22 protein-coding genes are annotated in these 21,989 nt (G+C 74.7%); 18 read left to right on the top strand and 4 right to left on the bottom strand.

Annotated elements, in window-relative coordinates; all coding sequences use genetic code 11:
• Nucleotides 1-99: 99 nt before the first annotated feature.
• The 10 genes from KKR89_RS15325 to KKR89_RS15370 all read left to right on the top strand — a co-directional run bounded on the left by KKR89_RS15325 (nucleotide 100) and on the right by KKR89_RS15370 (nucleotide 12,507).
• A complete protein-coding gene (locus tag KKR89_RS15325; protein ID WP_208196200.1) occupies nucleotides 100-1,317 on the top strand; it encodes a toxic anion resistance protein in 1,218 nt (405 codons plus the stop codon).
• A gap of 33 nt (nucleotides 1,318-1,350) precedes the next feature.
• Nucleotides 1,351-1,866: a hypothetical protein gene (locus tag KKR89_RS15330; protein WP_208196201.1), complete on the top strand. Its 516-nt coding sequence runs from the start codon at nucleotides 1,351-1,353 to the stop codon at nucleotides 1,864-1,866.
• Nucleotides 1,863-3,368, top strand: a complete 1,506-nt coding sequence (locus tag KKR89_RS15335; protein ID WP_208196202.1) for an AAA family ATPase — start codon at nucleotides 1,863-1,865, stop codon at nucleotides 3,366-3,368. The genes KKR89_RS15330 and KKR89_RS15335 overlap by 4 nt, the downstream gene beginning before the upstream one ends.
• The gene (locus tag KKR89_RS15340) at nucleotides 3,365-4,666 is read left to right on the top strand and encodes a hypothetical protein (RefSeq protein WP_208196203.1); all 1,302 of its coding nucleotides are present in this window, start codon (nucleotides 3,365-3,367) and stop codon (nucleotides 4,664-4,666) included. The genes KKR89_RS15335 and KKR89_RS15340 overlap by 4 nt, the downstream gene beginning before the upstream one ends.
• On the top strand, nucleotides 4,663-5,619 hold the full coding sequence (locus KKR89_RS15345) for a glutamate ABC transporter substrate-binding protein (RefSeq protein WP_208196204.1): 957 nt from the start codon (nucleotides 4,663-4,665) through the stop codon (nucleotides 5,617-5,619). The genes KKR89_RS15340 and KKR89_RS15345 overlap by 4 nt, the downstream gene beginning before the upstream one ends.
• Nucleotides 5,616-6,749, top strand: coding sequence for a hypothetical protein (locus KKR89_RS15350; RefSeq protein ID WP_208196205.1), 1,134 nt, complete (start codon nucleotides 5,616-5,618; stop codon nucleotides 6,747-6,749). Before KKR89_RS15345 ends, KKR89_RS15350 begins: the two co-directional genes overlap by 4 nt.
• Nucleotides 6,746-9,106 carry a serine/threonine-protein kinase gene (locus KKR89_RS15355; protein ID WP_208196206.1) on the top strand — a complete coding sequence of 787 codons (2,361 nt, stop codon included), beginning with the start codon at nucleotides 6,746-6,748 and terminating at the stop codon, nucleotides 9,104-9,106. The genes KKR89_RS15350 and KKR89_RS15355 overlap by 4 nt, the downstream gene beginning before the upstream one ends.
• Nucleotides 9,103-10,347: a protein phosphatase 2C domain-containing protein gene (locus KKR89_RS15360; RefSeq protein ID WP_214765504.1), complete on the top strand. Its 1,245-nt coding sequence runs from the start codon at nucleotides 9,103-9,105 to the stop codon at nucleotides 10,345-10,347. Before KKR89_RS15355 ends, KKR89_RS15360 begins: the two co-directional genes overlap by 4 nt.
• A gap of 64 nt (nucleotides 10,348-10,411) precedes the next feature.
• Nucleotides 10,412-11,689, top strand: a complete 1,278-nt coding sequence (locus KKR89_RS15365) for a VWA domain-containing protein (RefSeq protein WP_208196208.1) — start codon at nucleotides 10,412-10,414, stop codon at nucleotides 11,687-11,689.
• Nucleotides 11,686-12,507: an FHA domain-containing protein gene (locus KKR89_RS15370; RefSeq protein ID WP_208196209.1), complete on the top strand. Its 822-nt coding sequence runs from the start codon at nucleotides 11,686-11,688 to the stop codon at nucleotides 12,505-12,507. Before KKR89_RS15365 ends, KKR89_RS15370 begins: the two co-directional genes overlap by 4 nt.
• Nucleotides 12,508-12,626: 119 nt before the next feature.
• On the opposite strand, the gene KKR89_RS15375 is transcribed toward KKR89_RS15370, so the two are convergent.
• A complete protein-coding gene (locus tag KKR89_RS15375; protein WP_208196210.1) occupies nucleotides 12,627-13,292 on the bottom strand; it encodes an AAA family ATPase in 666 nt (221 codons plus the stop codon).
• A 138-nt stretch (nucleotides 13,293-13,430) separates the two neighbouring features.
• On the opposite strand from KKR89_RS15375, the gene KKR89_RS15380 reads away from it, so the two are divergent.
• Together KKR89_RS15380 and KKR89_RS15385 are read left to right on the top strand one after the other, a co-directional pair.
• On the top strand, nucleotides 13,431-13,832 hold the full coding sequence (locus KKR89_RS15380; RefSeq protein WP_208196211.1) for a RidA family protein: 402 nt from the start codon (nucleotides 13,431-13,433) through the stop codon (nucleotides 13,830-13,832).
• A 266-nt stretch (nucleotides 13,833-14,098) separates the two neighbouring features.
• A complete protein-coding gene (locus KKR89_RS15385) occupies nucleotides 14,099-14,578 on the top strand; it encodes a PPOX class F420-dependent oxidoreductase (RefSeq protein WP_208196212.1) in 480 nt (159 codons plus the stop codon).
• Between the two features lie 117 nt (nucleotides 14,579-14,695).
• Here the strand turns inward: KKR89_RS15385 and KKR89_RS15390 are convergent, their stop codons facing one another.
• The gene (locus KKR89_RS15390) at nucleotides 14,696-15,328 is read right to left on the bottom strand and encodes a helix-turn-helix domain-containing protein (RefSeq protein WP_208196213.1); all 633 of its coding nucleotides are present in this window, start codon (nucleotides 15,326-15,328) and stop codon (nucleotides 14,696-14,698) included.
• A gap of 246 nt (nucleotides 15,329-15,574) precedes the next feature.
• Between KKR89_RS15390 and KKR89_RS15395 the strand changes: the two genes are divergently transcribed.
• Together KKR89_RS15395 and KKR89_RS15400 are read left to right on the top strand one after the other, a co-directional pair.
• Nucleotides 15,575-17,233: an NCS1 family nucleobase:cation symporter-1 gene (locus KKR89_RS15395; protein ID WP_208196214.1), complete on the top strand. Its 1,659-nt coding sequence runs from the start codon at nucleotides 15,575-15,577 to the stop codon at nucleotides 17,231-17,233.
• Between the two features lie 8 nt (nucleotides 17,234-17,241).
• Nucleotides 17,242-18,018, top strand: coding sequence for an aspartate/glutamate racemase family protein (locus KKR89_RS15400; RefSeq protein WP_251140917.1), 777 nt, complete (start codon nucleotides 17,242-17,244; stop codon nucleotides 18,016-18,018).
• A gap of 14 nt (nucleotides 18,019-18,032) precedes the next feature.
• On the opposite strand, the gene KKR89_RS15405 is transcribed toward KKR89_RS15400, so the two are convergent.
• On the bottom strand, nucleotides 18,033-18,518 hold the full coding sequence (locus KKR89_RS15405) for an acyl-CoA thioesterase (RefSeq protein WP_208196215.1): 486 nt from the start codon (nucleotides 18,516-18,518) through the stop codon (nucleotides 18,033-18,035).
• Nucleotides 18,519-18,625: 107 nt separating this feature from the next.
• Here KKR89_RS15405 and KKR89_RS15410 point away from each other — a divergent pair, with 107 nt between their 5' ends.
• The 3 genes from KKR89_RS15410 (at nucleotide 18,626) to KKR89_RS15420 (ending at nucleotide 20,288) form a co-directional block, all read left to right on the top strand.
• Entirely contained in the window at nucleotides 18,626-18,772 is a 147-nt protein-coding gene (locus tag KKR89_RS15410) for a hypothetical protein (protein WP_208196216.1), read from the top strand.
• Nucleotides 18,773-18,883: 111 nt separating this feature from the next.
• Nucleotides 18,884-19,624 carry an SIR2 family NAD-dependent protein deacylase gene (locus KKR89_RS15415; protein ID WP_208196217.1) on the top strand — a complete coding sequence of 247 codons (741 nt, stop codon included), beginning with the start codon at nucleotides 18,884-18,886 and terminating at the stop codon, nucleotides 19,622-19,624.
• Between the two features lie 46 nt (nucleotides 19,625-19,670).
• Nucleotides 19,671-20,288: a GrpB family protein gene (locus tag KKR89_RS15420; protein ID WP_208196218.1), complete on the top strand. Its 618-nt coding sequence runs from the start codon at nucleotides 19,671-19,673 to the stop codon at nucleotides 20,286-20,288.
• A 16-nt stretch (nucleotides 20,289-20,304) separates the two neighbouring features.
• Here KKR89_RS15420 and KKR89_RS15425 read toward each other — a convergent pair whose 3' ends face one another.
• Nucleotides 20,305-20,868 carry an alpha/beta hydrolase family protein gene (locus tag KKR89_RS15425; protein ID WP_208196219.1) on the bottom strand — a complete coding sequence of 188 codons (564 nt, stop codon included), beginning with the start codon at nucleotides 20,866-20,868 and terminating at the stop codon, nucleotides 20,305-20,307.
• Nucleotides 20,869-20,993: 125 nt separating this feature from the next.
• Here KKR89_RS15425 and KKR89_RS15430 point away from each other — a divergent pair, with 125 nt between their 5' ends.
• On the top strand, nucleotides 20,994-21,986 hold the full coding sequence (locus tag KKR89_RS15430; RefSeq protein ID WP_372438573.1) for an AAA family ATPase: 993 nt from the start codon (nucleotides 20,994-20,996) through the stop codon (nucleotides 21,984-21,986).
• Nucleotides 21,987-21,989 lie beyond the last annotated feature (3 nt).

Raw genomic sequence — 21,989 nt, forward strand, 5'->3', positions numbered from 1 at the left:
CGGGCGTTCTGATCAGCACGACCGGGCGTTCCGGTACCGTGACCAGCACCGTCGTCGGACGGCCACACGCGCCACCAGCGCCTCCCGGGAGGACCTTCGATGACCGAGCCCACCCCGCTGCAGCCGCCCGCGTCGAGCGGGGCCTTCGCACTGGAGGCGCCGGCGCCCGTCGCGCCCGTGGCCACGCACGACGCGCCGGCGATGGCGCCCCGCGTCGACCCCGCGGCGCTGCCCGGCCTGGACGCCAAGGTCGGCGCGTACCTGAGCAGCCTCGACTCGGCGCAGGCCGGCTCGCCGGAGTTCGCCGCGAAGGCCGACGACGTGCGCCTCATGGGCGACTCGGACATCCGGCAGGCCGCGGACACGTCGAACCGCCTGCTGCAGGTGCCCGTGCGCGAGCTGCGCGAGGGCGGTGTCTCCGGCACGTCGCAGGTGTCGAAGTCGCTGCTGGACCTGCGCCGCACGGTCGAGGACCTCGACCCGTCGGAGAAGACGGTCGGGCGCAAGCTCTTGGGCTTCCTGCCGTTCGGTGACACCCTCACCGACTACTTCCGCCGCTACGAGAGCTCGCAGAAGCAGATCGACGCGATCGTCAGGGCGCTGTACCGGGGTCAGGACGAGCTGCGCAAGGACAACGCCGCGCTCAACCTGGAGAAGCAGAACCTCTGGGACACGATGGGCCGGCTCAACCAGTACATCTACGTCGCGAGCTCGCTGGACACCCAGCTGTCCGCGAAGATCGCGCAGCTCGAGGTCGCCGAGCCCGAGCGCGCGCGGGCCCTGCGCGAGGACGTGCTGTTCTACGTCCGCCAGAAGCACCAGGACCTGCTGACGCAGCTCGCCGTGTCGATCCAGGGGTACCTGGCGATCGACATCATCATCAAGAACAACATCGAGCTCATCAAGGGCGTCGACCGCGCGACGACCACGACGGTCTCGGCGCTGCGCACCGCGGTGCTGGTCGCCCAGGCGCTCAACAACCAGAAGCTCGTGCTCGACCAGATCACGGCGCTGAACACGACGACGTCGAACATGATCGCCTCGACGTCCAAGCTGCTGCGCGAGCAGTCGGTGCTCATCCAGCAGCAGGCCGCGAGCGCGACGATCGGGCTGCCGCAGCTGCAGCAGTCGTTCTCCGACATCTTCGCCGCGATGGACTCGATCGACACGTTCAAGGTGCAGGCGCTGGACTCGATGGCGCAGACCGTCGGCGTCCTGGAGACCGAGACGGCGAAGGCGAAGCAGTACCTCGACCGCGTGTCGCGCGCCGACCGCACCGAGGTCGCGAGCGGGTCGCTCGACCTGGGCCTGCGCTGACCGGGTGCCACGGACGGGGGAGGTGAGCGGCCGGTGAGTGCTCTCGGTGACCTCGTCGCGCGCCTGCTCGGCCGCCGGCCGCGGCACGTCGTCGTGCTCGAGGAGGACCCGGTCCCGACGGCCGAGCAGATCGCCACCGCCGTGCGGGACGTCGAGGCGAGCATCGAGGGGCGCGTCCCCGCCGCGGTGACCGCGCGGGTCCACCGCATCACGGGGACCGTGGAGGACATGGTGCCGCGCCTCGACCGGTTCGGGGTCGGTGACCGGCAGGCGTACACCGTGGTCGCGACGGCCACGAGCTACCTGCCCGAGGCCGTCGAGGGGTACCTGCGCCTGCCGCGCGACTTCGCCGACCGCCGCGTGGTGTCCCGCGGCAAGACCTCCCTCATGCTGCTGTGCGACCAGCTCGACCTGCTGGCGGTGACGCTGGAGAAGATCTCCGACGCCGTGTCCCGGGCCGACGCGCAGGCGCTGGTGGCGCACGGGCAGTTCCTCGCCGAGAAGTTCGGGCAGTCGTCGCTCGACGTGCCCGGGACGGGAGCACCGTGACCGGGTCCGCGACGGACGGCCTCGCCGCCGGGCTGGACGCGCTCGCCGCCGCGGGGCGCGCGGCCGGGCTGGACGCCGCCGCGGTGCGCGACGAGGGCGAGCGCCTGGCGGCGGCGGTGGCGGAGTCGGCCCCGGGCGCGGCGCAGGCGTGGCTCGCCGTGACGGGCCGCGACGGGACCGCGCTCACCGAGTTCTTCGCGGCCGCGGGGTCGGCGCGCCGGTGGCGGCACGCCCCGACGGACCTGCTGACGACGCTCGTCGCGGCGCGCTCCTCCCACGCCGCGCCCTACGCCGACGCCCTCGCGCACGTGGTGTCGGCGGCCTGCGACCAGGGCACCCCCACCCTCGAGGTCGTCGCGGCCGCCTCGGTCACCGCCGCCGTCCAGCGCGCCGCCGCCGCCATTCCTTTCTCCGCCGCCATTCCTTTCTCCCCCACCCCCCTCTCCCCCACCCACCCCCTCGCCACCCCCACCCCCCCGGGCGGGCCCCCCACCCCGGGTGCGAGAGAGCGATCCGGTGCGCCCGCACCGGGTCCGGATCACTCTCCGACCACCCCGGAGGTGCCCGAGAGGACCTTCGAGGAGCTGCTCGCCGAGCTCGACGCGCTCGTCGGGCTCGACCGGGTCAAGCGCGAGATCCGGCAGCAGGCCGAGGTGCTGCGCGTCGAGCGGCTGCGCACCGACGCCGGCCTGACACGCCCGTCGCTGACGCGGCACCTCGTGTTCGTCGGCAACCCCGGGACGGGCAAGACGACGGTCGCGCGGCTCGTCGCGGGGCTGTACCGCGCGCTCGGCCTGCTGAGCAGCGGGCACCTGGTCGAGGTCGACCGCTCCGAGCTCGTCGCCGGGTACCTGGGCCAGACGGCCACCAAGACGACCGAGGTCGTCACGAAGGCGCTCGGCGGCGTCCTGTTCATCGACGAGGCGTACTCGCTCGCCGAGGACCAGTACGGCGCCGAGGCCGTGAACACGCTGGTCAAGGACATGGAGGACCACCGCGACGAGCTCGTCGTCATCGTCGCGGGGTACCCGCTGCCGATGGCGCGGTTCCTCACCACCAACCCGGGGCTCGAGAGCCGCTTCGCCACGACCATCGCGTTCGACGACTACACCGACGCGCAGCTGCGGGAGATCTTCGCGCTCGCCGCCCGCAAGGCCGACTTCGAGCCGTCCACCGAGGCGCTCGACCTCGTCGAGCAGATCGTCGCCGCCCAGCCGCGGCACGAGGGCTTCGGCAACGGGCGACTCGCGCGCAACCTGCTCGACCGCGCGGTGCTGCGGCACGCGTGGCGGCTGCGGGACGTGCCGGCGCCCACCGTCGAGCAGCTGCGCACGCTGCTGCCCGCGGACCTCGCGACGGACGTCGAGGACGTCGCGACCGACCTGCCCGTGCCCGACGAGCCGCACGGCGACGTGCCGGCACCCGACGACCCGGGCGACCAGCCCTCCCCCGCCGACCCCGCCGGCAGCACCCCCGCCCCCCGCCCCGAGGAGCCCGCGTGACCACGACCGTCGTGTCCTCGCCGCCGAGTCCGCCGCCTACGCCGCACCCGTCCGGCGCACCCGCGCCCGCGGCGCCGTCGGCACGCCCCACGAGCGGCTGGCGCTCGACGCCGGGCGGTCTGCGCGTGTGGGGCGCCGTCGCGGCCGTCGTCACGGCGCTCACGGGCCTGCTGGGACTCCTCACCGCGACGAGCCAGAGCGCCGCCGTCGACGGGTTGCGGGACTCGGCGGCGCAGCTGGTCGGGCTGCAGGACGCGCGCAACCAGCTCGTCGCGGCCGACGCGGCCGCGACCACCGCGTTCCTCGTCGGCGGCCTGGAGCCCACGGACCTGCGCGCGAGCTACGACGCGGCCCTGGACGCCGGGGCGCTCGCCCTGACGCAGCTCGCCGGGAGCGGACCCGAGGGCGCGGACGGGCTCGCCCAGGTGTCCGCCGACCTCACGGAGTACTCGGGGCTGGTCGCGCAGGCCCGCGCCAACAACCGGCAGGGCTTCCCCGTGGCGTCGGCGTACCTCGAGGAGGCGTCGACCGTGCTGCGCGAGGACATCGTGCCCGCGCTCGACGAGCTCGTCGCCGCGGAGCAGCAGCGCGTCGACGACGAGCTGGCCGCGGTGCGGACCGCGACGCCCACGCTCCTCGTCGTCGTCCTCCTGGCGCTGGTCGCGCTGGTGGGCGTGCAGGTCTGGGTCGCGCGGCGTACGCGCCGGACCTTCAACGGCGGGCTCGTCGCCGCGACGGTCATGCTGCTGGCCGTCGCGGTCATCGGCGGGTCGACCCTGGGCAGCGCGGCGTCCCGCACGAGCCGCGTGCACGACGGGTCCTACGCGGCGACCGTCGCCACCTCGCAGGCGTTCGCGCTGGTCAACGACGCCCGCTCGATGGAGGCGTTCACGCTGATCCGACGCGGGTCGGGGGCCGCCTACGAGGAGTCCTTCGTCGCCGGCACCGAGCAGGCGCGCGACGCGCTCGCGGGTGACGGCAGCAGGCTCGACCCGTCGCTCGTCGACCGGCTCGACGCCTGGGTCGCCGCGCACCGGGACGTGCGGGCGCTCGACGACGCCGGGGACTGGGACGGCGCCGTGGCACTCGTCACGAGCGACGACCCGGCCGCGTCGCCGGCGCTGTTCGACGACCTGTCCACGAGCCTGACGGCCGCGGTCGACTCCGGCAGCGCCGAGGTCGCGGACGGCCTGCACACGGGCGGCCCCTGGGTGGGCTGGCTGCTGGCGATCTTCGCCGTGATCGGTGGCCTGCTGGCCTGGACCGGGCTGCGCGCACGACGGGAGGAGTACCGATGAGCACACGCAGGACGCACCCCGTGCGCGCCGTGCTGGCGGCGACGGCCCTGGTGGCCGTCGTGCTGGGCGGCTGCGCCACGCAGGCCCCCGACGCCGGAGCACGTGTCGCCCCCGCGCCTGCCGCGGTCGGCGCCGCGGCACCCGCCGCGGTCGAGTGCACCGACGCCACGACGTCGTACGCCCCGACCACCGGCACCGAGGTCACCGCCGGCTCGACGATGGCCGCGATCCGCGACCGCGGCCACCTCCTCGTCGGCGTCTCCGCCGACACGCTGCGCATGGGCGCGCGCAACCCCTTCACGGGCCAGATCGAGGGCTTCGACATCGACGTCGCCCGGCAGGTCGCGCAGGCGATCCTGGGCAACCCGGACGCGATCCGCTTCCGGGTGATCACGGCGGGCGACCGCCTGCCGGTGCTCCAGGAGCACGAGGTGGACCTCGTCGTGCGCGCGTTCACGATCAACTGCGAGCGCTGGCAGGACATCGCGTTCTCCGCCGAGTACTTCACCGCCGGCCAGAAGGTCCTGGTCAGCACCGAGTCCGACGCGCAGGGCATCGACGACCTGTCCGGGCAGCGCGTGTGCGCGCCCGACGGCACGACGACCCTCGAGCGGCTCGAGCAGTACGACGTCGAGGCCGTGGGCGCGCTCACGCACTCCGCGTGCCTCGCGCTGTTCCAGCAGGGCCGCGTCGACGCCATCACGGGCGACGACACCGTGCTCGCCGGGTTCGTCGCGCAGGACCCGTACGCGCGCGTCGTGGGCGAGGCGTTCAGCGCCGAGCCGTACGGCGTGGGCGTCGCGGCCGACCAGGTCGACCTCGTGCGCTTCGTCAACGCGGTCCTCGACGGCATGAAGGCCGACGGGACGTGGACGCAGGTCTACGACCGCTGGCTCGGCGAGGCCCTGGGCCCGGCGCCCGCGCCGCCGACGTCCGTGTACGGACGGTCGTGACGACGACCGCCATGGCCGCCCCGTCCGCCGACGTCGTCGCGCCCGTCGCCCCCGGGCGCCTGGGCGAGGCGATCCCCGCGCGCGACCTCATGACGTACCTCGACGGCCTGCTGACGTGGCTCGACGACCGGCGCCGGCAGCTCGACGCGCTCGACACGGCCGCGCAGGCCACCGCGGAGGCCGAGCGCTACACGCCCGACGTCGTGCTGGCCCTCACCGTGTGGCAGTCCGCCCGCGGTCGCGCCGACGAGCTGCTGGCGGTCTGGGACAACGGGCGCGTCACCGAGGTCGAGCGTGAGCGCATGTCGCAGCTCGTGTGGGGTCGCGTCGACACCCGGGCCGGTGCCTCACCGGTCTCCCTGCCGGAGGCCCTGACGCTGTGCGACGCGATGGTCTCCGCGCTGCGCACGCGCCTGGCGTTCGACCCGGACACGGCCGACGTCGTCGCCCGGCTGCGGGGCGTCCGCGCGGCGCTCGTGCGCGCCGAGGACCTCGCGGGCTCCGACACGGCCGCCCGCGCGCGCGTCACGGCGCTGCGCGAGCGCGAGCAGCGCCTGTCCACGCAGGCCGCGCGCGGCGGCGACGTGTCGGGCCCGCTGAGCGAGCTGGAGACGCGGACCGCGCAGACCGAGCGCGACCTCATGGTCGCCGTCTCGCAGCGCCGGTCCCTGGCCCGCGCCCGCGCCGACGCGCACGCGACGGCCGCCGCGCTCGAGGCGCGCGAGCCCGCGCTGCAGGAGCTCGCCGACCGCTGCCGCCGCGAGATCGCGCACCCGCCGCGGTTCGCGGTCCCGAACGTGTCGCGGCTGGGCGCCGTCCCCGAGGACCGCGACGCGCTCGACGCGTTCGTCGTGCGGCTCGACGCGGTCCGCCGGGCGCTCGACGCCGCCCAGGACGCCTACAGCAACCCGCTGCGCGAGCGCGCCGAGCTGCGCTACCGGCTCGGACGCGCCGCGTCCGCCGCCGCCGCCAACGGCCGCGCCGCGTCGCCCACGGTGCGCGCCGGTCACGACGAGGCACGCACGGCCGTCGACACCACCCCTTGCGACGTGGGCCTCGCCCGCGCCCTCGTCGAGCAGTACGAGCACCTCGCCCGGCCGCTGCCGGGCGGACCTGGAGGAGCCCGATGACCACCGCGACCGCCTGCCGCGAGCCCGGCTGCACCGGTACCTACGAGGACGGCTGGTGCGACCTGTGCGGCTCGCCCGCGCCCGCGGGTGCGACGTCCACGTCGACGGGCACCACGACGCCGCCCGCCGCGCGCGCCGCGACGGGACGCACGGCGGCCCCGGCCTCCGCGCGCACGCCGTCGGCCATGCTCGGCACGGGCATCGCGCCGGGCGTGCCGGCCCCGGCGGCGGCCGGCGGCGACCCCGACGCGGTCGGCTCGACCCGGACGGGACGCACCAGCTCGACGCGCCTGCCGACCGCCGCGCTCGGCTCGGCGCGCACCGCGGCGAGCGGGTCCCGTGCGACGCGGCGGCTCGGCACGTCGTCCACCCGGCTGCGCCGCGCACGCCTGGGCGCCGGCCTGACGACGGTCCCGCCGGCTCCCGTGGACGACCCGCTGCAGGCCGTCATGACGGACCCGCAGGTCCCCGAGCGCAAGCGGTTCTGCGCGGCCTGCGGCGAGCCGGTCGGCCGCGGGCGTGACGGCGTCCCGGCCCGCACGCAGGGCTTCTGCCCCTCGTGCGGCGCGCGGTTCGACTTCGACCCGCGCCTGACGCCCGGCGCGCTGGTCGGCGGGCAGTACGAGGTCGCCGGCTGCCTCGCGCACGGCGGCATGGGCTGGATCTACCTCGCGCGCGACCGCAACGTGTCCGGCCGCTGGGTGGTGCTCAAGGGGCTGCTGAACAGCGGCGACCCCGACGCGGTCGCCGCGGCGATCTCCGAGCGGCAGTTCCTCGCGCGCGTCGAGCACCCGCTGATCGTCGAGATCTACAACTTCGTGCAGCACGAGGGCGACGGGTACACCGTCATGGAGTTCGTCGGCGGGTGCTCCCTCAAGGAGCTGCTGACCGACCGACGCGATGCCGCCGGGCACGTCGACCCGCTGCCCGTCGACCAGGCGCTGGCGTTCGTCCTCGAGGTCCTGCCGGCGTTCGCGTACCTGCACGACGTCGGCCTGCTGTACTGCGACTTCAAGCCCGACAACGTCATCCAGGCGGGCGACGCGCTCAAGCTCATCGACATGGGCGGCGTGCGCCGTATCGACGACGACCAGTCGGCGATCTACGGCACGGTCGGCTACCAGGCGCCCGAGGTGCCCGCGGACGGCCCGTCGGTCGCGTCGGACGTCTACACGATCGGCCGCACGCTGGCCACGCTCGTCCTGGACTTCCGCGGCAACACCACGACGTACGTCGCAGCGCTGCCGCCGGTCGACCAGACGCCGGTGTTCGCGCGGTACGACTCGTTCTACCGGCTGCTGGCCAAGGCGTGCGCACCCGACCCGTCGGACCGGTTCGGCTCGGTCGACGAGATGCGCGCCCAGGTGCTGGGCGTGCTGCGCGAGGTCGTCGCGGCCGACCGTGGCGCGGGCGACCCGCCGCTCACGAGCGCGGCGTCCGTCCTCTTCGAGCCGCCGGTCACCGACCAGGTGGAGCGTCCCCTCGCGTGGGACGAGCTGCCCGCGCTCAAGGTCGACCCCGACGACGCCGCCGCCGGGTGGCTGTCGGGCATCAACGTGACCGACCCCGAGCAGCGGCTGCGCGCGCTGGCGGACGCCCCGGACGACACCGTCGAGGTCCGCCTGCTGCGCGCGACCACCGCGATCGAGGCGGGGCGTCCGGAGGCCGTGACGACCGCGGTCGAGTCGATCCTGGCCGACGACCCGTGGGAGTGGCGCGCGGTGTGGACGCAGGGGCTCGCGCAGCTCGCGGCGGGCGACGCGGTCGCGGCGCGTGCGTCGTTCAACGCGGTCTACGGGCAGGTCCCCGGGGAGCTGGCCCCCAAGCTGGCGCTCGCCGTGGCGTGCGAGCTGTCCGACGAGCCCGGCATCGCCGAGCAGCTCTACGCGACGTGCGCGTACGCCGACGCCAACTACACGGCGCCCGCGGCGTTCGGCCTCGCGCGCCTGCGCATGGCGTCGCTCCACGTGGACGGCGCCCTGGCGGCGCTCGACCTGGTGACGCCCACGCGCAGCTCCTACCCCGAGGCGCGGCTCATGCGCGCCCGGGTGCTCGCCCGGTCCCGTCACGACCTGACGTCGCTGGCCGGGGCGCTGGACTCGGTGCGGGGCGTCTCGCTCGCGCCCGCCGACCGGGCGGGGCTGCGGGTCGACGTCCTGAGCAGCGCGCTCGAGGCCGTGGAGCAGGGCCCCGCCGCGCCGGGCGTGCGGCTCGACGGCATCCCCGCCACACGGGTGGGCCTCACCGACGCGCTCGAGACGGCCTACCGCGAGCAGGCCGCACTCACCGAGGACCGCGCGACGCGGGTCGCGCTCGTCGACCGCGCCAACGAGGTGCGGCGGTGGACGGCGTGGTGAGCGCGACGGACACGGTCTGCCCGGCCTGCGGCGAGACCGCCGGCGCCGGCGCGCGGTTCTGCGAGTCGTGCGGGGCCGCGCTGGGCGTGAGGGCTGCGGGTGCCGACGTCGCGACGTCGGAGCCGTTCGAGCCCGCGGCGTCCGAGCCCGAGGCAGTCGAGCCTGAGATGGTCGAGCCTGAGGTGGTCGAGCCTGAGGTGGTCGAGCCTGCACCGGTCGACCGCCCCGCCGGCGACGCCGAGCCGTCCGTCGGTGCGTGCCCCGCGTGCGGCGGCGAGGTCGCCGCCGACGGCTACTGCACGCAGTGCGGCGCCCGCGCGCCCGTCGCGCGCGACCACGCCGAGGAGCAGCCGGCCCCGCACGTCGCGGGCGTCACCGACGTCGGCATGCGTCGACGTCGCAACGAGGACGCGATGGCGCTCGGCGTCGCGGGCGACGTCACCGTGCTCGTCGTGTGCGACGGCGTGTCCTCGGCGCCGGACTCGGACGTCGCCAGCCAGGCCGCCGCCACGGCCGCGCGTGACGTGCTCGTGGCCGGCGCCGCGGCCGTCGGGCCGGGTGACGCCGGCGGCTGGTCGCGCCTGCTCGTCGAGTCCGGGCACCGTGCCGACGACGCCGCGCGCGACGCGGTCGACGACGCGGTCGCGCGGCAGGACCCGCCGTCGTGCACGTTCGTCGCCGCGGTCGTCAGCCCCGTGCTGCTGGTCGCCGGCTGGCTGGGCGACTCGCGCGTCTACTGGCTGCCCGACGCGGGGACGCCCGAGCAGCTCACGGAGGACGACTCGGTCGCGGCCGAGCTCATGGCCGGCGGCATGTCGCGCGCGTCGGCCGAGCGCTCCCCCGACGCGCACGCGATCACGCGCTGGCTGGGTGCCGACGCCGTGGAGACCACCGCCCGCACGGTCGCGACGCGGCCCACCGGGCCCGGCTGGGTCCTCGCGTGCTCGGACGGGCTGTGGAACTACGCGTCGGCCCCCGAGGTCGTCGCGGACCTGCTGCGCGACGCGACCGGACGTCTCGGCCCCGACCCCGCGGCCCTGTCGCGCGACCTCGTCGCGTGGGCCAAGGCCGCGGGCGGGCACGACAACGTGACCGTCGCCCTGGCGCGCGTCACCGCACCGGTCACCGGCCCCGCCGCACCGCTCGCCGACACGCACACGGACGACCCGGGCACGACCCCCACGGTCCGACGCCGCCCGCCCGGTAGCCTCCCGGAAGAGCCCGACCCACCGGCGCCCTGACCGTCGCACCCGCAAGCCGCACCACCCGTCCGACGCCCCACAGCCGCACCGCCGAGGAGCAAGCGTGGCCACGTTCCGTGCCGAGGTCTTCCAGAACGAGTTCCTGCCCGACGGCGGGACCGACGTCCACGCGATCGTGACGGTCAGCGCCGAGGGCGTCGGCGGTGCGGGGACGGCGGGCGGCGGCGTCGCCGAGATCATCATGATCGACACGTCGGGGTCCATGACGGGCCCGATGCTCGCGGCCGCCAAGCACGCCGCGCAGGTGGCGGTCGACCACATCCCCGACGGCACGTGGTTCGCCATCGTCAGCGGCAGCCACGTCGCGCAGCGGGTGTTCCCCTACCCGAACGCGCCGCTCGCGATCGTGCAGATGGAGCCCGCCGCGCGCGAGGAGGCCAAGCGGGCGGTGTCCCGGCTGCCCGCGCAGGGCGGCACCGCCATGAGCACCTGGCTGCGGCTGGCCGACCAGATCTTCGCGACCCAGCCCGCCGCGACGCAGCGGCACGCCATCCTGCTGACCGACGGCAAGAACGAGTCCGAGCCGCGCGAGCAGCTCACGTCCACGATCCGCGCCGTCACCGGCCGGTTCCAGTGCGACGCGCGTGGCGTCGGGGAACGCTGGCAGGTCGACGAGCTGCGCGAGATCGCGACGGCGCTGCTCGGCACGGTCGAGCTCATCGCGAACCCCGCGGACATCGCGCGCGACTTCCAGTCGCTGCTCGCGACGTCGATGTCCCGCGGCGTGGCCGACGCGCAGCTGCGGGTGTGGACGCCGCAGGGCGGGCAGGTGCTGTTCGTCCGGCAGGTCGCCCCGACGGTCGAGGACCTCACGGCGCGGCGCACCGTGGTGACGCCCCTGATCGGCGCGTACCCGACCGGGGCCTGGGCCGACGAGTCGCGGGACTACCACGTGGCGGTGCGGGTGCCGTCGAAGAACGTGGGCGCCGAGCAGCTCGCGGCGCGCGTGCAGGTCGCCGTCGCGGGTGAGGTCGTCGCGTCGGGCCTGGTCAAGGCCGCGTGGTCCGACGACGCGTCGCTGACCGCGCGCATCAGCCCCGAGGTGGCGCACTACACGGGGCAGGCGGAGCTCGCGTCCGTCATCCAGGAGGGGCTTGCGGCCAAGGCCGCCGGCGACGAGGCGACGGCGACCGTCAAGCTGGGCCGCGCGGTCCAGCTCGCCGCCGAGACGGGCAACGACGAGGCGACGTCGAAGCTGCGGCGCGTCGTGGAGATCGACGACGAGGAGCACGGCACGGTGCGGCTCAAGCGCGGAGCGTCCCGCCTGGACGAGATGGCCCTGGACACCGCGTCGACGAAGACCTCGCGGGTGCGGCGATGAGCGTCACCTGCCCCGCGGGGCACACCAGCGAGTCGACCGACTACTGCGACGTGTGCGGCGCGCCCATCGGCTCGTCGACGGGCGCTGCCGCCCCGGCGACGCCCGCCCCGACGCTGAGCACGTGCCCGCACTGCGGGTCGCCCGCCGCGCAGGGCGCGCTGTTCTGCGAGAACTGCGGGTACGACTTCACGACCGGTGCGACGCCGGTCGCGGCCGCGTCCTCGCTGGACCTCGGAGCGGCGACGGGTGCGGTGCCGACCGTGGGCATGGCCGCCCCGCCGCACACCGCCCCCGGTGCTGTGCCGGACCCGCTCGAGCCGCCCCCGGCCGTCGCGACGCCGCCCGGCGGCGACGGGTCGACGTCCGCACCGGCGCCGGACCCCGCCGCACCGCTCGGTCCGCCGCCGCCCGGTGGCGACGCCTGGGTCGCGGAGCTGTGGGTGGACCCGGACTGGTACGCCGCCCAGCAGGCGGAGGACCCGATGCCGTCGGTGGGGCTGCCGGTGCTGATCCCGCTGCGGGAGCGCAGCGTGCTCGTCGGGCGGCCGTCCGCGTCGCGCAACATCCGGCCGCAGGTCGACGCGGGGGCCGACAGCGGCGTCTCGCGGCGGCACTGCCAGCTCAACACCGACGGTCACCGCTGGTGGGTCGAGGACCTGCAGTCGTCCAACGGCACGTTCGTCGCGCGCGTCGGCGAGCCGCTGCCGGACGACCCGATCCCCACGGGCCAGCGGCACGAGCTGCAGGACGGCGACCGGTTGTACCTGGGGTCGTGGACGCGGCTCGTCGTGCGCAAGGCGCTGCCGGGCGAGGCGTAGGGCCACCTCCCTTCCCGCGAGAGAGCAATCCAGCCCGCCTCGCACCGTTCGTCGAGAAGTGGTCACGCCGACGACCTGCCGTCGAGGAAGTGGGCCCATCTGTGACCACTTCCCACGCCTCAGCGGCTCCAGCATGCGGGGCGCGCTGCGTCCGGGTCGATGATCCGCGGCTCCGCGGTCGTGTCGAGCACCAGGCGCGCCCGCCGCCACGGCTCCGCGGCGGTGAGGTAGAGCCGTTGCGCTCCCGCGTACCGGGCGAGCGGTCCGTCCGCCGGGTCGGGGTCGACGCCGTCGCGCGCGACCATCCGCCGGGCTGCCACGTCGAAGGGCACGTGCAGGTACACCGACCAGTCCCAGCGGTCGCGCAGCTCGTCACGGTGCAGGAAGGTGCCGTCGACCAGCACGAGGGCGTCGGCGGCGGCCTGGACGGCGGGCGCGTGGGCGGTCCGGTCGGCGGCACGGTCGAAGGACGCCGGGACGTAGCGGCCGTCCCCGTCGGGGTGCAGGGGTGCCAGCGCGAGGGCGACGAGCGAGGCGTAGTCGTACGCGTCGCGCCAGAAGCCCTCCGGCGAGAACCGGCCCCGCGCGTGCCGGCGTGCCGACGGGTGGAAGAAGTCGTCGGCGTGGAGCACGACGACCGGGCGCGCTGACACCCGTGCGGCGAGCCGGGCCGTGAGGGTCGTCTTGCCGCTGGCACCGATGCCGTCGACCGCGACGAGGGCGCGACGTCCCGCGGGGACCGCCTCGAGCATGCGCGAGACGGTCGCCTCGAGCCCCTCGCCCATGCGTGCTCCCGTCGTCGCCGGCCACTGTCCCGCACACACGTCGACCCCGCCAGGGGCCCGGTCGGTCCGCCCTGCCCGGGCGACCCCGTGCGCGTCCGGGCCTCCCCCGATGTCAGAGGCCGGGAGGACGATACGGACATGACACGCATCGAGCGCATCCGTCCCGACGGGCTCGTCCGGAGCCCTGCCTTCAGCCACGTTGCGGTCGTCCCACCGGGCGCGACGACGATCTACGTCGGCGGTCAGGACGCCGTCGACGCCGACGGTCGGCTCGTCGGCGACGGCGACGTGGCCGCCCAGGCGGTCCGGGCGGTCGAGAACGTCCGCACCGCCCTCGCGGCCGCCGGTGCGACGTTCGCGGACGTCGTCCAGTGGACCGTCCTGTTCGCGGACGGCGCCGACGTCAACGCGGCCTACGGCGCGATCGCCCCGCTCATCGCGTCGGACGACCCGGGCCTCGTCATCGCCGCTCGCGTGGCGGGGCTGGCGGTCCCGGGCGCGCTGGTCGAGGTGAGCGTGATCGCCGCGGTGGTGCGCTGACGACGGTCGGCCGACGACGGCGACGCGGCTCACCCGGTGCGGCCGCCGACCGCCTCGCCGCTGCGCCACGCACCGGACGGCCGGGCGCGTGCACTGCGTCTCTCGCGGTCGTCGTCGCGCTCGTGCGCAGACCGAGCATCGTGTGAAGGTGGTCGGGTGGCACCTGCGCGAGGTGCCGGTGGCCGCTGTGGCCCTCCTCGACGCCCTGGCGTCCTGACGTGCCGGCCCGCGCGACTCGACGTGCGCCCGCGTCATAGGGTCGACGCATGGCACGCAGCATCGCGACGACCACCCCCGTCGGCCTGACCGAGCTCCTGGAGTTCGTCCGGCCGCGGCACCACCTGCTCCTCGTCACCACGCGGGCCGACGGACGCCCGCAGGTGTCACCGGTCAGCGGCGGTGTCGACGACGCGGGCCGGATCGTCATCTCGACGTACCCGGACCGCGCCAAGGTGCGCAACGTCGAGCGCGACCCGCGGGTCAGCGTGTGCGTGCTCTCGGACGACTGGGACGGGCCGTGGGTGCAGGTCGACGGGCAGGCCGAGGTGCTGCACATGCCGGCCGCCGAGGACGCGCTGGTCGACTACTACCGCTGCATCGCCGGCGAGCACCCCGACTGGGACGAGTACCGCGCGGCGATGCGCCTGCAGGGCAAGAGCCTGATCCGCGTGACGCCGGAGCGCTGGGGACCGCTCGCCACGGGCGGCTTCCCCGCCGACGTCGCGGCGCGGCTCGACGCGAGCTGACCTCCGCCGAACGCAACGGGAACGCCTCGAGCGCGGCAGAGACGCCTCGAGCACACCGGATACGACACCCGCGCTCGGCGGCCTTCTGCTCGGCGTGCGCGGGACGCCCGAGCGGCGTCAGCGACCTGCGCCCGGGTGCACGATGAGCCACGTCGCGACCGTGGTCTCGTCCGACCGGTTGCTCAGCCGGTGGGGCGTGGTGCACGCGTAGGAGATGGTGTCGCCGGCGCGCAGGACGACGCGCTCGTCGGCGAAGTCGACGGTCAGCTCACCGCGCACGACGGTCCCGATCTCGTACCCGACGTGCGTGACGAGCTCGTGCTGACGCCCCGCGACGGTGTGCGGCGGGTAGGTCGACTCGAAGAAGTCGACGTCGTGCGAGACGCCGGGTGACAGGCGCCGGTACACGACACCGCCCTCGAGCGTCACGGACTCGACCTCGACCGCGCGGCGCACGACGTACCCGTCGGGCACGGGCGTCGACAGCTCGACGTCGGGGGTGCCGGACGTCCCGCCGAAGACGTCGACGAGGGTGGCGTCGACGGCCGTGACGAGCTCGAACAGCCGGTTGACCGACGGTCGCAGCACGCCGCGCTCGATCTGGGAGACGGCGCTGGCCGAGATCCCGAGACGGCCGCCGACCTCGCGCAGCGTGAGCCCGCGGTTCTCGCGCAGCTCGCGCAGGCGCGCACCGAGCTGCTCGGCGTCGAAGGACGCCAGCAGGCTCCCGGCGTCCGGCGCGGCGCTCACGGCTGCCCTCCTCGTCGTCGTTCACATGTGAAGCGGGAAGTTCACACGGTCGAAACCCACTCGGGCTGGTGAAGTCATAGATTCACACATCGTCGAGCTCCTGCAGCCCCGGCTTCAGGTGCGCTCACGGTACGTGATCCGTCCACCCGCGGCCAGGGTGGACCCCCGGTCGGGTCACCGACCCACGGCACCCCGGTGCCCTCGTCGCACGCCACCCCTCCCGACGTCCCGAGTGCGAGGACCGCCATGACCGCTCCGCACGACCTCCCCTCCGTCGTCCCCGTGGACGCCGCGACCACCGCCGCCCCGGCCACCACGGGTGGCAAGCCGAACGACCTCGCCGAGGCCGCGGGCCTGCCCGTCGGCGCCGGCCAGATCAAGGCGACGTACGACCCGCGCCTGACCAACGAGGACCTCGCACCGCTCGCGAAGCAGACCTGGTCGTCGTACAACATCTTCGCGTTCTGGATGTCCGACGTGCACAGCGTCGGCGGCTACGTCACCGCGGGGTCGCTGTTCGCGCTCGGCATCGCCTCCTGGCAGGTGCTGGTCGCGCTCGTCGTCGGCATCGTCATCGTCCAGGTCTTCTGCAACCTCGTCGCCAAGCCCAGCCAGAAGACGGGCGTGCCGTACCCCGTCATCAACCGCGCGGTGTTCGGGGTGCTGGGCGCCAACATCCCCGCGATCATCCGCGGCCTCATCGCCGTGGCCTGGTACGGCGTCCAGACGTTCCTCGCGGCCGAGGCGCTCAACATCATCTTCCTCAAGTTCGTCCCCGGCGCGGAGGGCCTGCTCGACCCGTCGTTCCTCGGGCTCAACGCGCTCGGCTGGATCAGCTACGCCATCCTGTGGGTCGCGCAGGCGGCGCTGTTCTGGAACGGCATGGAGACGATCCGCCGGTTCATCGACTGGGCGGGCCCCGCGGTCTACGTGGTGATGATCGCGCTGGCCGTGTACCTGGTGTCCGAGGCCGGGTGGCAGAACATCTCGCTCAACCTGTCCACCGGTCCGCCGATGACCTTCGCGGCGTCGATCCCCGTCATGTTCTCGGCCATCGCGCTCGTCGTGTCGTACTTCGCCGGCCCGATGCTCAACTTCGGCGACTTCTCCCGCTACGGGCGGTCGTTCGCGGCCGTGAAGAAGGGGAACCTGCTCGGCCTGCCGATCAACTTCCTGTTCTTCTCGCTGCTCACCGTGGTGTGCGCCTCGGCGACCGTCCCGGTGTTCGGCGAGCTCATGACGGACCCCATCAAGACCGTCAAGGCGATCGACACGCCCTTCGCGATCCTGCTCGGCGGCCTGACGTTCGTCACCGCGACCGTCGGCATCAACATCGTCGCCAACTTCATCTCCCCCGCGTTCGACTTCTCCAACGTCTCCCCGCAGCGCATCTCGTGGCGCACGGGCGGCATGATCGCGGCCGTCGGCTCCGTGCTCCTCACCCCGTGGAACTGGTACAACAACGACGAGGCGATCCACTACACGCTCGGCGTGCTGGGTGCACTCATCGGCCCGCTGTTCGGCATCCTCATCGCCGGGTACTACGTCATCGGCAGGCAGCGCGTGCACGTCGACGACATGTTCACCATGGCCCCCACCGGCCGGTACTGGTACACCCGCGGGTACAACCGCAACGCGGTGGCGACCGTCATCGGGTCGGGCCTGGTCGCGGTCGCCACCGCGGTCCTGCCCAAGCTCGCGGCGTCGCTCGACCTGTTCGACGTCACGTGGATCGCGTCGTACTCGTGGTTCATCGGCTGCGGCCTCGGGTTCGCGATGTTCGTCTTCCTCGAGCGTCGCAACCCGCAGATCCCGACGCTCGACGCGTCCGACCCGCACGTGTCGGACGGCACGAGGAACGAGCCCGTGGTCGTCAGCCACCACGCCGAGCCCACGGGCTCCTGAGGCGCGTCGTGCACGACGACATCCGCATCCGGGTCGTCAACCCGAACACCACCCGGGCGATGACCGACCTCATCGGTCGGTCCGCCCGGGTGGTGGCCGGGCCCGGCGTGCATGTCGACGCCGTGCAGCCCACGACCGGGCCCGCCTCGATCGAGAGCCACTACGAGGAGGCGCTGGCCGCGGTCGGCGTCCTCGAGCAGGTCCGCCTCGGCGAGGCCGCGGGGGTCGACGCGTACGTCGTCGCGTGCTTCGGCGACCCGGGGCTCGACGCGGCTCGCGAGCTCGCGCACGGGCCGGTGCTGGGCATCGCCGAGGCGGCGTTCCACGCGGCCACGATGGTCGCGCGGCGGTTCAGCGTCGTGACGTCGCTCGGCCGGACCGCCGGGCGCGCCCACGAGCTGCTCGACCGGTACGGGTTCGCCCGTGCGTGCGCCGCGGTGCACGCGTGCGAGATCCCGGTGCTGGCGCTCGAGGACCCGACGTCAGGGGCGCTCGAGCACGTCACGGCCGCGTGCCGCGCGGCGGTCGAGGCCGACGACGTGGACGCCGTCGTGCTCGGCTGCGCCGGGATGGCCGCGTTCACCGGGCGGATCTCGGACGCGATCGGTGTCCCCGTCGTCGACGGCGTGGCGGCCGCGACGACGTTCGCGGCCGCGCTCGTCCGCGCCGGCCTGCGCACGTCGGCGCGCTCGGAGTACGCACCCCCGCCGCCCAAGCCCGTGCCCGGCCTGCTCGGCGGGTTCGCGATCCGGCAGACGTCCGCGCCGGCGCTCCCCGTCGCCTGAGGGTCGCGGCGCGGCTACCAGGCGTGCAGGTCCGGCGACCCGCCCGGGAACGCCGCGAACGTCGCGCGCTCCTCGTCCGTGAACGGCCGGGCCGTGTAGCTCGCGCCGTCCAGCTGCACCATCCGCGAGCGCGCACGCAGCGCGACCACGCCGTCGGGGTCCTCGCCGTCGATGATCTCGTACGCGAAGTCCACCGACGAGCGACCCAGCCGCGGCACCCACACCTCCACGACGACGGGCGCGGGGCGGAACCGGATCGGGGCGAGGTAGTCGATCTCGTGCTTGACGACGACCAGCAGCGACGCCGTCATCGCGCCCACCTCGTCGACACCCATGCGCGGGAACAGCGTGAACCGCGCGTCGTCGAGGTACCGCAGGAACGCGGCGTTGTTGACGTGCCCGAACAGGTCGACGTCCGACCAGCGCACCTGCATGACGACCCGCCCACGTCCCGGGCGGGGGAGTCCGGGGGCCGGGCTGGGCGCGGCGATCTGGTCCATGCACCCACGCTACGACGAGCCCGTGCGCACGGGGTGGCCGTCGGACGTCGCGCGCGTCACTGCCCGACGACGCACGACCTCAATTCCTGACCACGCTCGTCCGGGATGTGGTCACCCTCGTGGCGCACGTGCCGGCCCGCTCGCTGCGGACCGCGGGGTGGCGTCCGGTGCTGCTGTTCGGGGCCGCGACGGTGTTCAACCTCGTCGTGGGCCTGCTGCTCGCGTCGGTGCTGTTCCGCGGGTTCACCCTCTGACGGGTCGTCGACCGGCTGAACGCGCGGGCGGTCCGGAGGCTCCCGGACCGCCCGCGTCGTACGCTCGCCGGAGCCCGCCGGCCGGGCCGCACCCGACGCGAGGACCGCACCGTGCCCCACGACGCCCACCCGCCCACCGTCACGGTGCTGACGGGCGCCGGCATCTCGACCGCGTCGGGCATCCCCGACTTCCGCGGCCCGCAGGGCGTGTGGACGCGCGACCCCGCGGCGGCCGACCTGCTCGACATCGACGCGTACGCGCGCGACGCCCGGGTCCGTGAGCGCGGCTGGCGCGCGTGGGCGCAGCACGCCGTGTGGGACGCCCGGCCCACGGCGGCGCACCGCTCCCTGGTCGACCTGGAGCGGGCGGGCCTGCTCATCGCGGTGCTGACGCAGAACTTCGACGGGCTGCACCAGGCGGCGGGCAGCTCACCGGAAAGGGTCGTGGAGCTGCACGGCTCGCTGGCGACGACGTCGTGCCTGCGCTGCGGGACGACGGTGCCGACGCGGGACGTCCTCGCGCGGCTGGCCACCGAGCCCGACCCGCGCTGCCTGGTGTGCGGCGGGATCCTCAAGCCGGACGTCGTGTACTTCGGCGAGCGGCTGCCTGACGGTGCCCTGGAGCGGGCCGTCGCCGCGGCGACCGACGCGCACACCTTCGTCGCCGTCGGCACCACGATGACCGTGCATCCCGTCGCCGGGCTCGTGCCGCTCGCCGTGGACGCGGGCGCGCGGCTCGTCATCGTCAACGCCGAGCCCACCGCGTACGACCACCTCGCGGACGAGGTCGTGCGCGACCCGATCGACGAGGTGCTGCCCGCGCTGGTCGCGGACCTGGTCGCGTCCCGCTGAACCGGACGACGGGTCCTGGCTGGGACCACCGTGGTAGGAACGTCCCGTGCCGACGCCCGACGAGATCACCCGTCACCACGACGCGACCGAGGTGATCTGGGTCGACGCCCGCCCGACGGCCTGGACGCTGCGGATCGAGGAGGCGGACCCCGCATGGACGCAGCGCTACGACGAGCAGGCGGCGGAGATCGCGGCCGCCCTCGGTGAGCGCCTCCTGCACCTCCAGCACGTCGGCTCCACGTCCGTGCCGGGACTGCCGGCCAAGCCCGTCGTCGACATCGACCTCACCGTGGCCGACCCCACCGACGAGGCGGCCTACGTCCCCGACCTCGAGGCCCTGGGCTACGTGCACTGGTTCACCGAGCCCGCCTGGCACGAGCACCGCCTGCTCAAGCACCTGGACGAGCCCCGGGTGCACCTGCACGTCTTCGGGCCGGACTGCCCCGAGGTGGTCCGCCACCGGATGTTCCGCGACTGGCTGCGGGCCCACCAGGAGGACCGCGAGAGGTACGCCGAGGCGAAGCGCAGCGCCGCCGCGCGGACGACGGCCACGGGTCACGACAACGGCGCGGTCGGGTTCGGGATGCTCTACAACCAGGTCAAGGAGCCGGTCGTGCGCGAGATCTACGACCGGATGTTCCGCGCCGCCGGGCTGCTGGGCTGAGGGCCTGCGGGCGCGGTCAGGCGAGCCAGTCGCGGACCGCGTCGACGACCGGCGGGTCGGTCGGGGCGTGGGCGCCTGCGACGAGGACGAGCGTCACCGGCCCGGTCACCGCGGCGAGGTGCGCGGTCAGCTCGTCGGGGGTGCCGAACGGGTCGGCCGCGCCGCTGACGGCGAGCACGGGCACGTCGATGCGCGGCAGGTGCTCGATGCGCAGCGTCTCCGGCCTGCCGGGCGGGTGCAGGGGGTAGGACAGCAGCAGCAGACCGGCGACCGCGAGCCCGTCGGCCACGGCCATCGAGCTCATGCGCCCGCCGAACGACCGTCCGCCGACCACCAGCCGCTCGGTCGCCACGCCCAGCTCGGCGGCGAAGGCGTCGGCCTCCTCGCGGACGCGCGCCGGTGCGGCCTTCGCACCGCGCGGCAGGTCGATGCGCCGCACCGGGATCCCTGCGGCCGTCAGCGCGGTGTCGAGCGCGACGAGCGTGCGGTTGTCCCGCGTCGCCCCCGCCCCGGGCGCCAGCAGCACCCCCGCGACGTCGACCGGCCCGGACCCCGCCCGCAGCACCCGCACGTCCGCCATCCCCCCATCCTCACCCACCCCCAGGAGCGCGAGAGGGTGGGCAGGGCACGACGTGGGTGCGGGTCGCGGGACATCACCCGGTGGACGAGGCAGGAGCGCGCGACGTCGCAGGTAGCGTGCCCGCCGTGAGCCGCGACACCGTGTCCCCGTCCGACCGCACCAGGGTCGGTGCCCTGTGCGACCGCATCGACGCGGTGTTCGAGCAGCGCGTCGTCGGGCAGGCCCAGCTGCGGGCGTCGCTCGTGGTCGCGCTGATGTGCGGCGGGCACGTCCTGCTGGAGTCGGTGCCCGGGCTGGCGAAGACGACGGCCGCGCAGACGCTCGCGCACGCGGTGTCGGGCTCGTTCCACCGCATCCAGTGCACGCCGGACCTCATGCCGTCGGACATCGTCGGCACGCAGGTCTTCAACTACGGGACGTCGACGTTCACGACGCAGCTCGGGCCCGTGCACGCCAACGTCGTGCTGCTCGACGAGATCAACCGGTCCTCCGCCAAGACGCAGTCGGCGATGCTCGAGGCGATGCAGGAGCGCCAGACCACGATCGCCGGCGAGATCCACAAGGTGCCGTCACCCTTCATGGTGCTCGCGACGCAGAACCCCATCGAGGAGGAGGGCACGCACGTGCTGCCCGAGGCCCAGATGGACCGGTTCCTGCTCAAGGAGGTCCTCGACTACCCGGACGCCCAGGAGGAGGTCGAGATCCTCGAGCGCATCTCCGACGGGCGCATGACGCGCGCGCTGCGCAGCGACCGCCTGGGCCTCGACGAGATCGCGTGGCTCCAGCGCACGGTCGACCAGGTGTACGTGGACCGCTCGATCCGCCGGTACGTGGTCGACCTGGTCGCCACCACGCGCGGCCGCGGACCCGTCCCGGTGCCCGGGCTGGACCGGCTGGTCCGGATGGGCGCGAGCCCCCGCGGGTCCATCTCGCTCATGCGCGTCGCCCAGGCGGTCGCGCTGCGGGCCGGGCGCGGGCACGTCGTCCCGGAGGACGTGCACGCGATGCGCAACGCGGTGCTGCGCCACCGCATCGTGCGGTCGTTCGACGCGATCGCGGACGACGTGTCGACCGAGTCCATCATCACGTCCGTGTTCGACGCGGTCCCGGTGCCCTGACCC

It is taken from the genome of Cellulomonas dongxiuzhuiae (genome assembly GCF_018623035.1).
In the GTDB taxonomy this organism is placed as follows: domain Bacteria; phylum Actinomycetota; class Actinomycetes; order Actinomycetales; family Cellulomonadaceae; genus Cellulomonas; species Cellulomonas dongxiuzhuiae.

Bases quoted from the DNA above. Each gene is read 5' to 3' on its own strand.
- KKR89_RS15325 (WP_208196200.1), top strand. From the start codon at position 100: ATGACCGAGCCCACCCCGCTGCAGCCGCCCGCGTCGAGCGGGGCCTTC.
- KKR89_RS15345 (WP_208196204.1), top strand. From the start codon at position 4,663: ATGAGCACACGCAGGACGCACCCCGTGCGCGCCGTGCTGGCGGCGACG.
- KKR89_RS15355 (WP_208196206.1), top strand. From the start codon at position 6,746: ATGACCACCGCGACCGCCTGCCGCGAGCCCGGCTGCACCGGTACCTAC.
- KKR89_RS15370 (WP_208196209.1), top strand. From the start codon at position 11,686: ATGAGCGTCACCTGCCCCGCGGGGCACACCAGCGAGTCGACCGACTAC.
- KKR89_RS15375 (WP_208196210.1), bottom strand. From the start codon at position 13,292: ATGGGCGAGGGGCTCGAGGCGACCGTCTCGCGCATGCTCGAGGCGGTC.
- KKR89_RS15380 (WP_208196211.1), top strand. From the start codon at position 13,431: ATGACACGCATCGAGCGCATCCGTCCCGACGGGCTCGTCCGGAGCCCT.
- KKR89_RS15385 (WP_208196212.1), top strand. From the start codon at position 14,099: ATGGCACGCAGCATCGCGACGACCACCCCCGTCGGCCTGACCGAGCTC.
- KKR89_RS15395 (WP_208196214.1), top strand. From the start codon at position 15,575: ATGACCGCTCCGCACGACCTCCCCTCCGTCGTCCCCGTGGACGCCGCG.
- KKR89_RS15405 (WP_208196215.1), bottom strand. From the start codon at position 18,518: ATGGACCAGATCGCCGCGCCCAGCCCGGCCCCCGGACTCCCCCGCCCG.
- KKR89_RS15425 (WP_208196219.1), bottom strand. From the start codon at position 20,868: ATGGCGGACGTGCGGGTGCTGCGGGCGGGGTCCGGGCCGGTCGACGTC.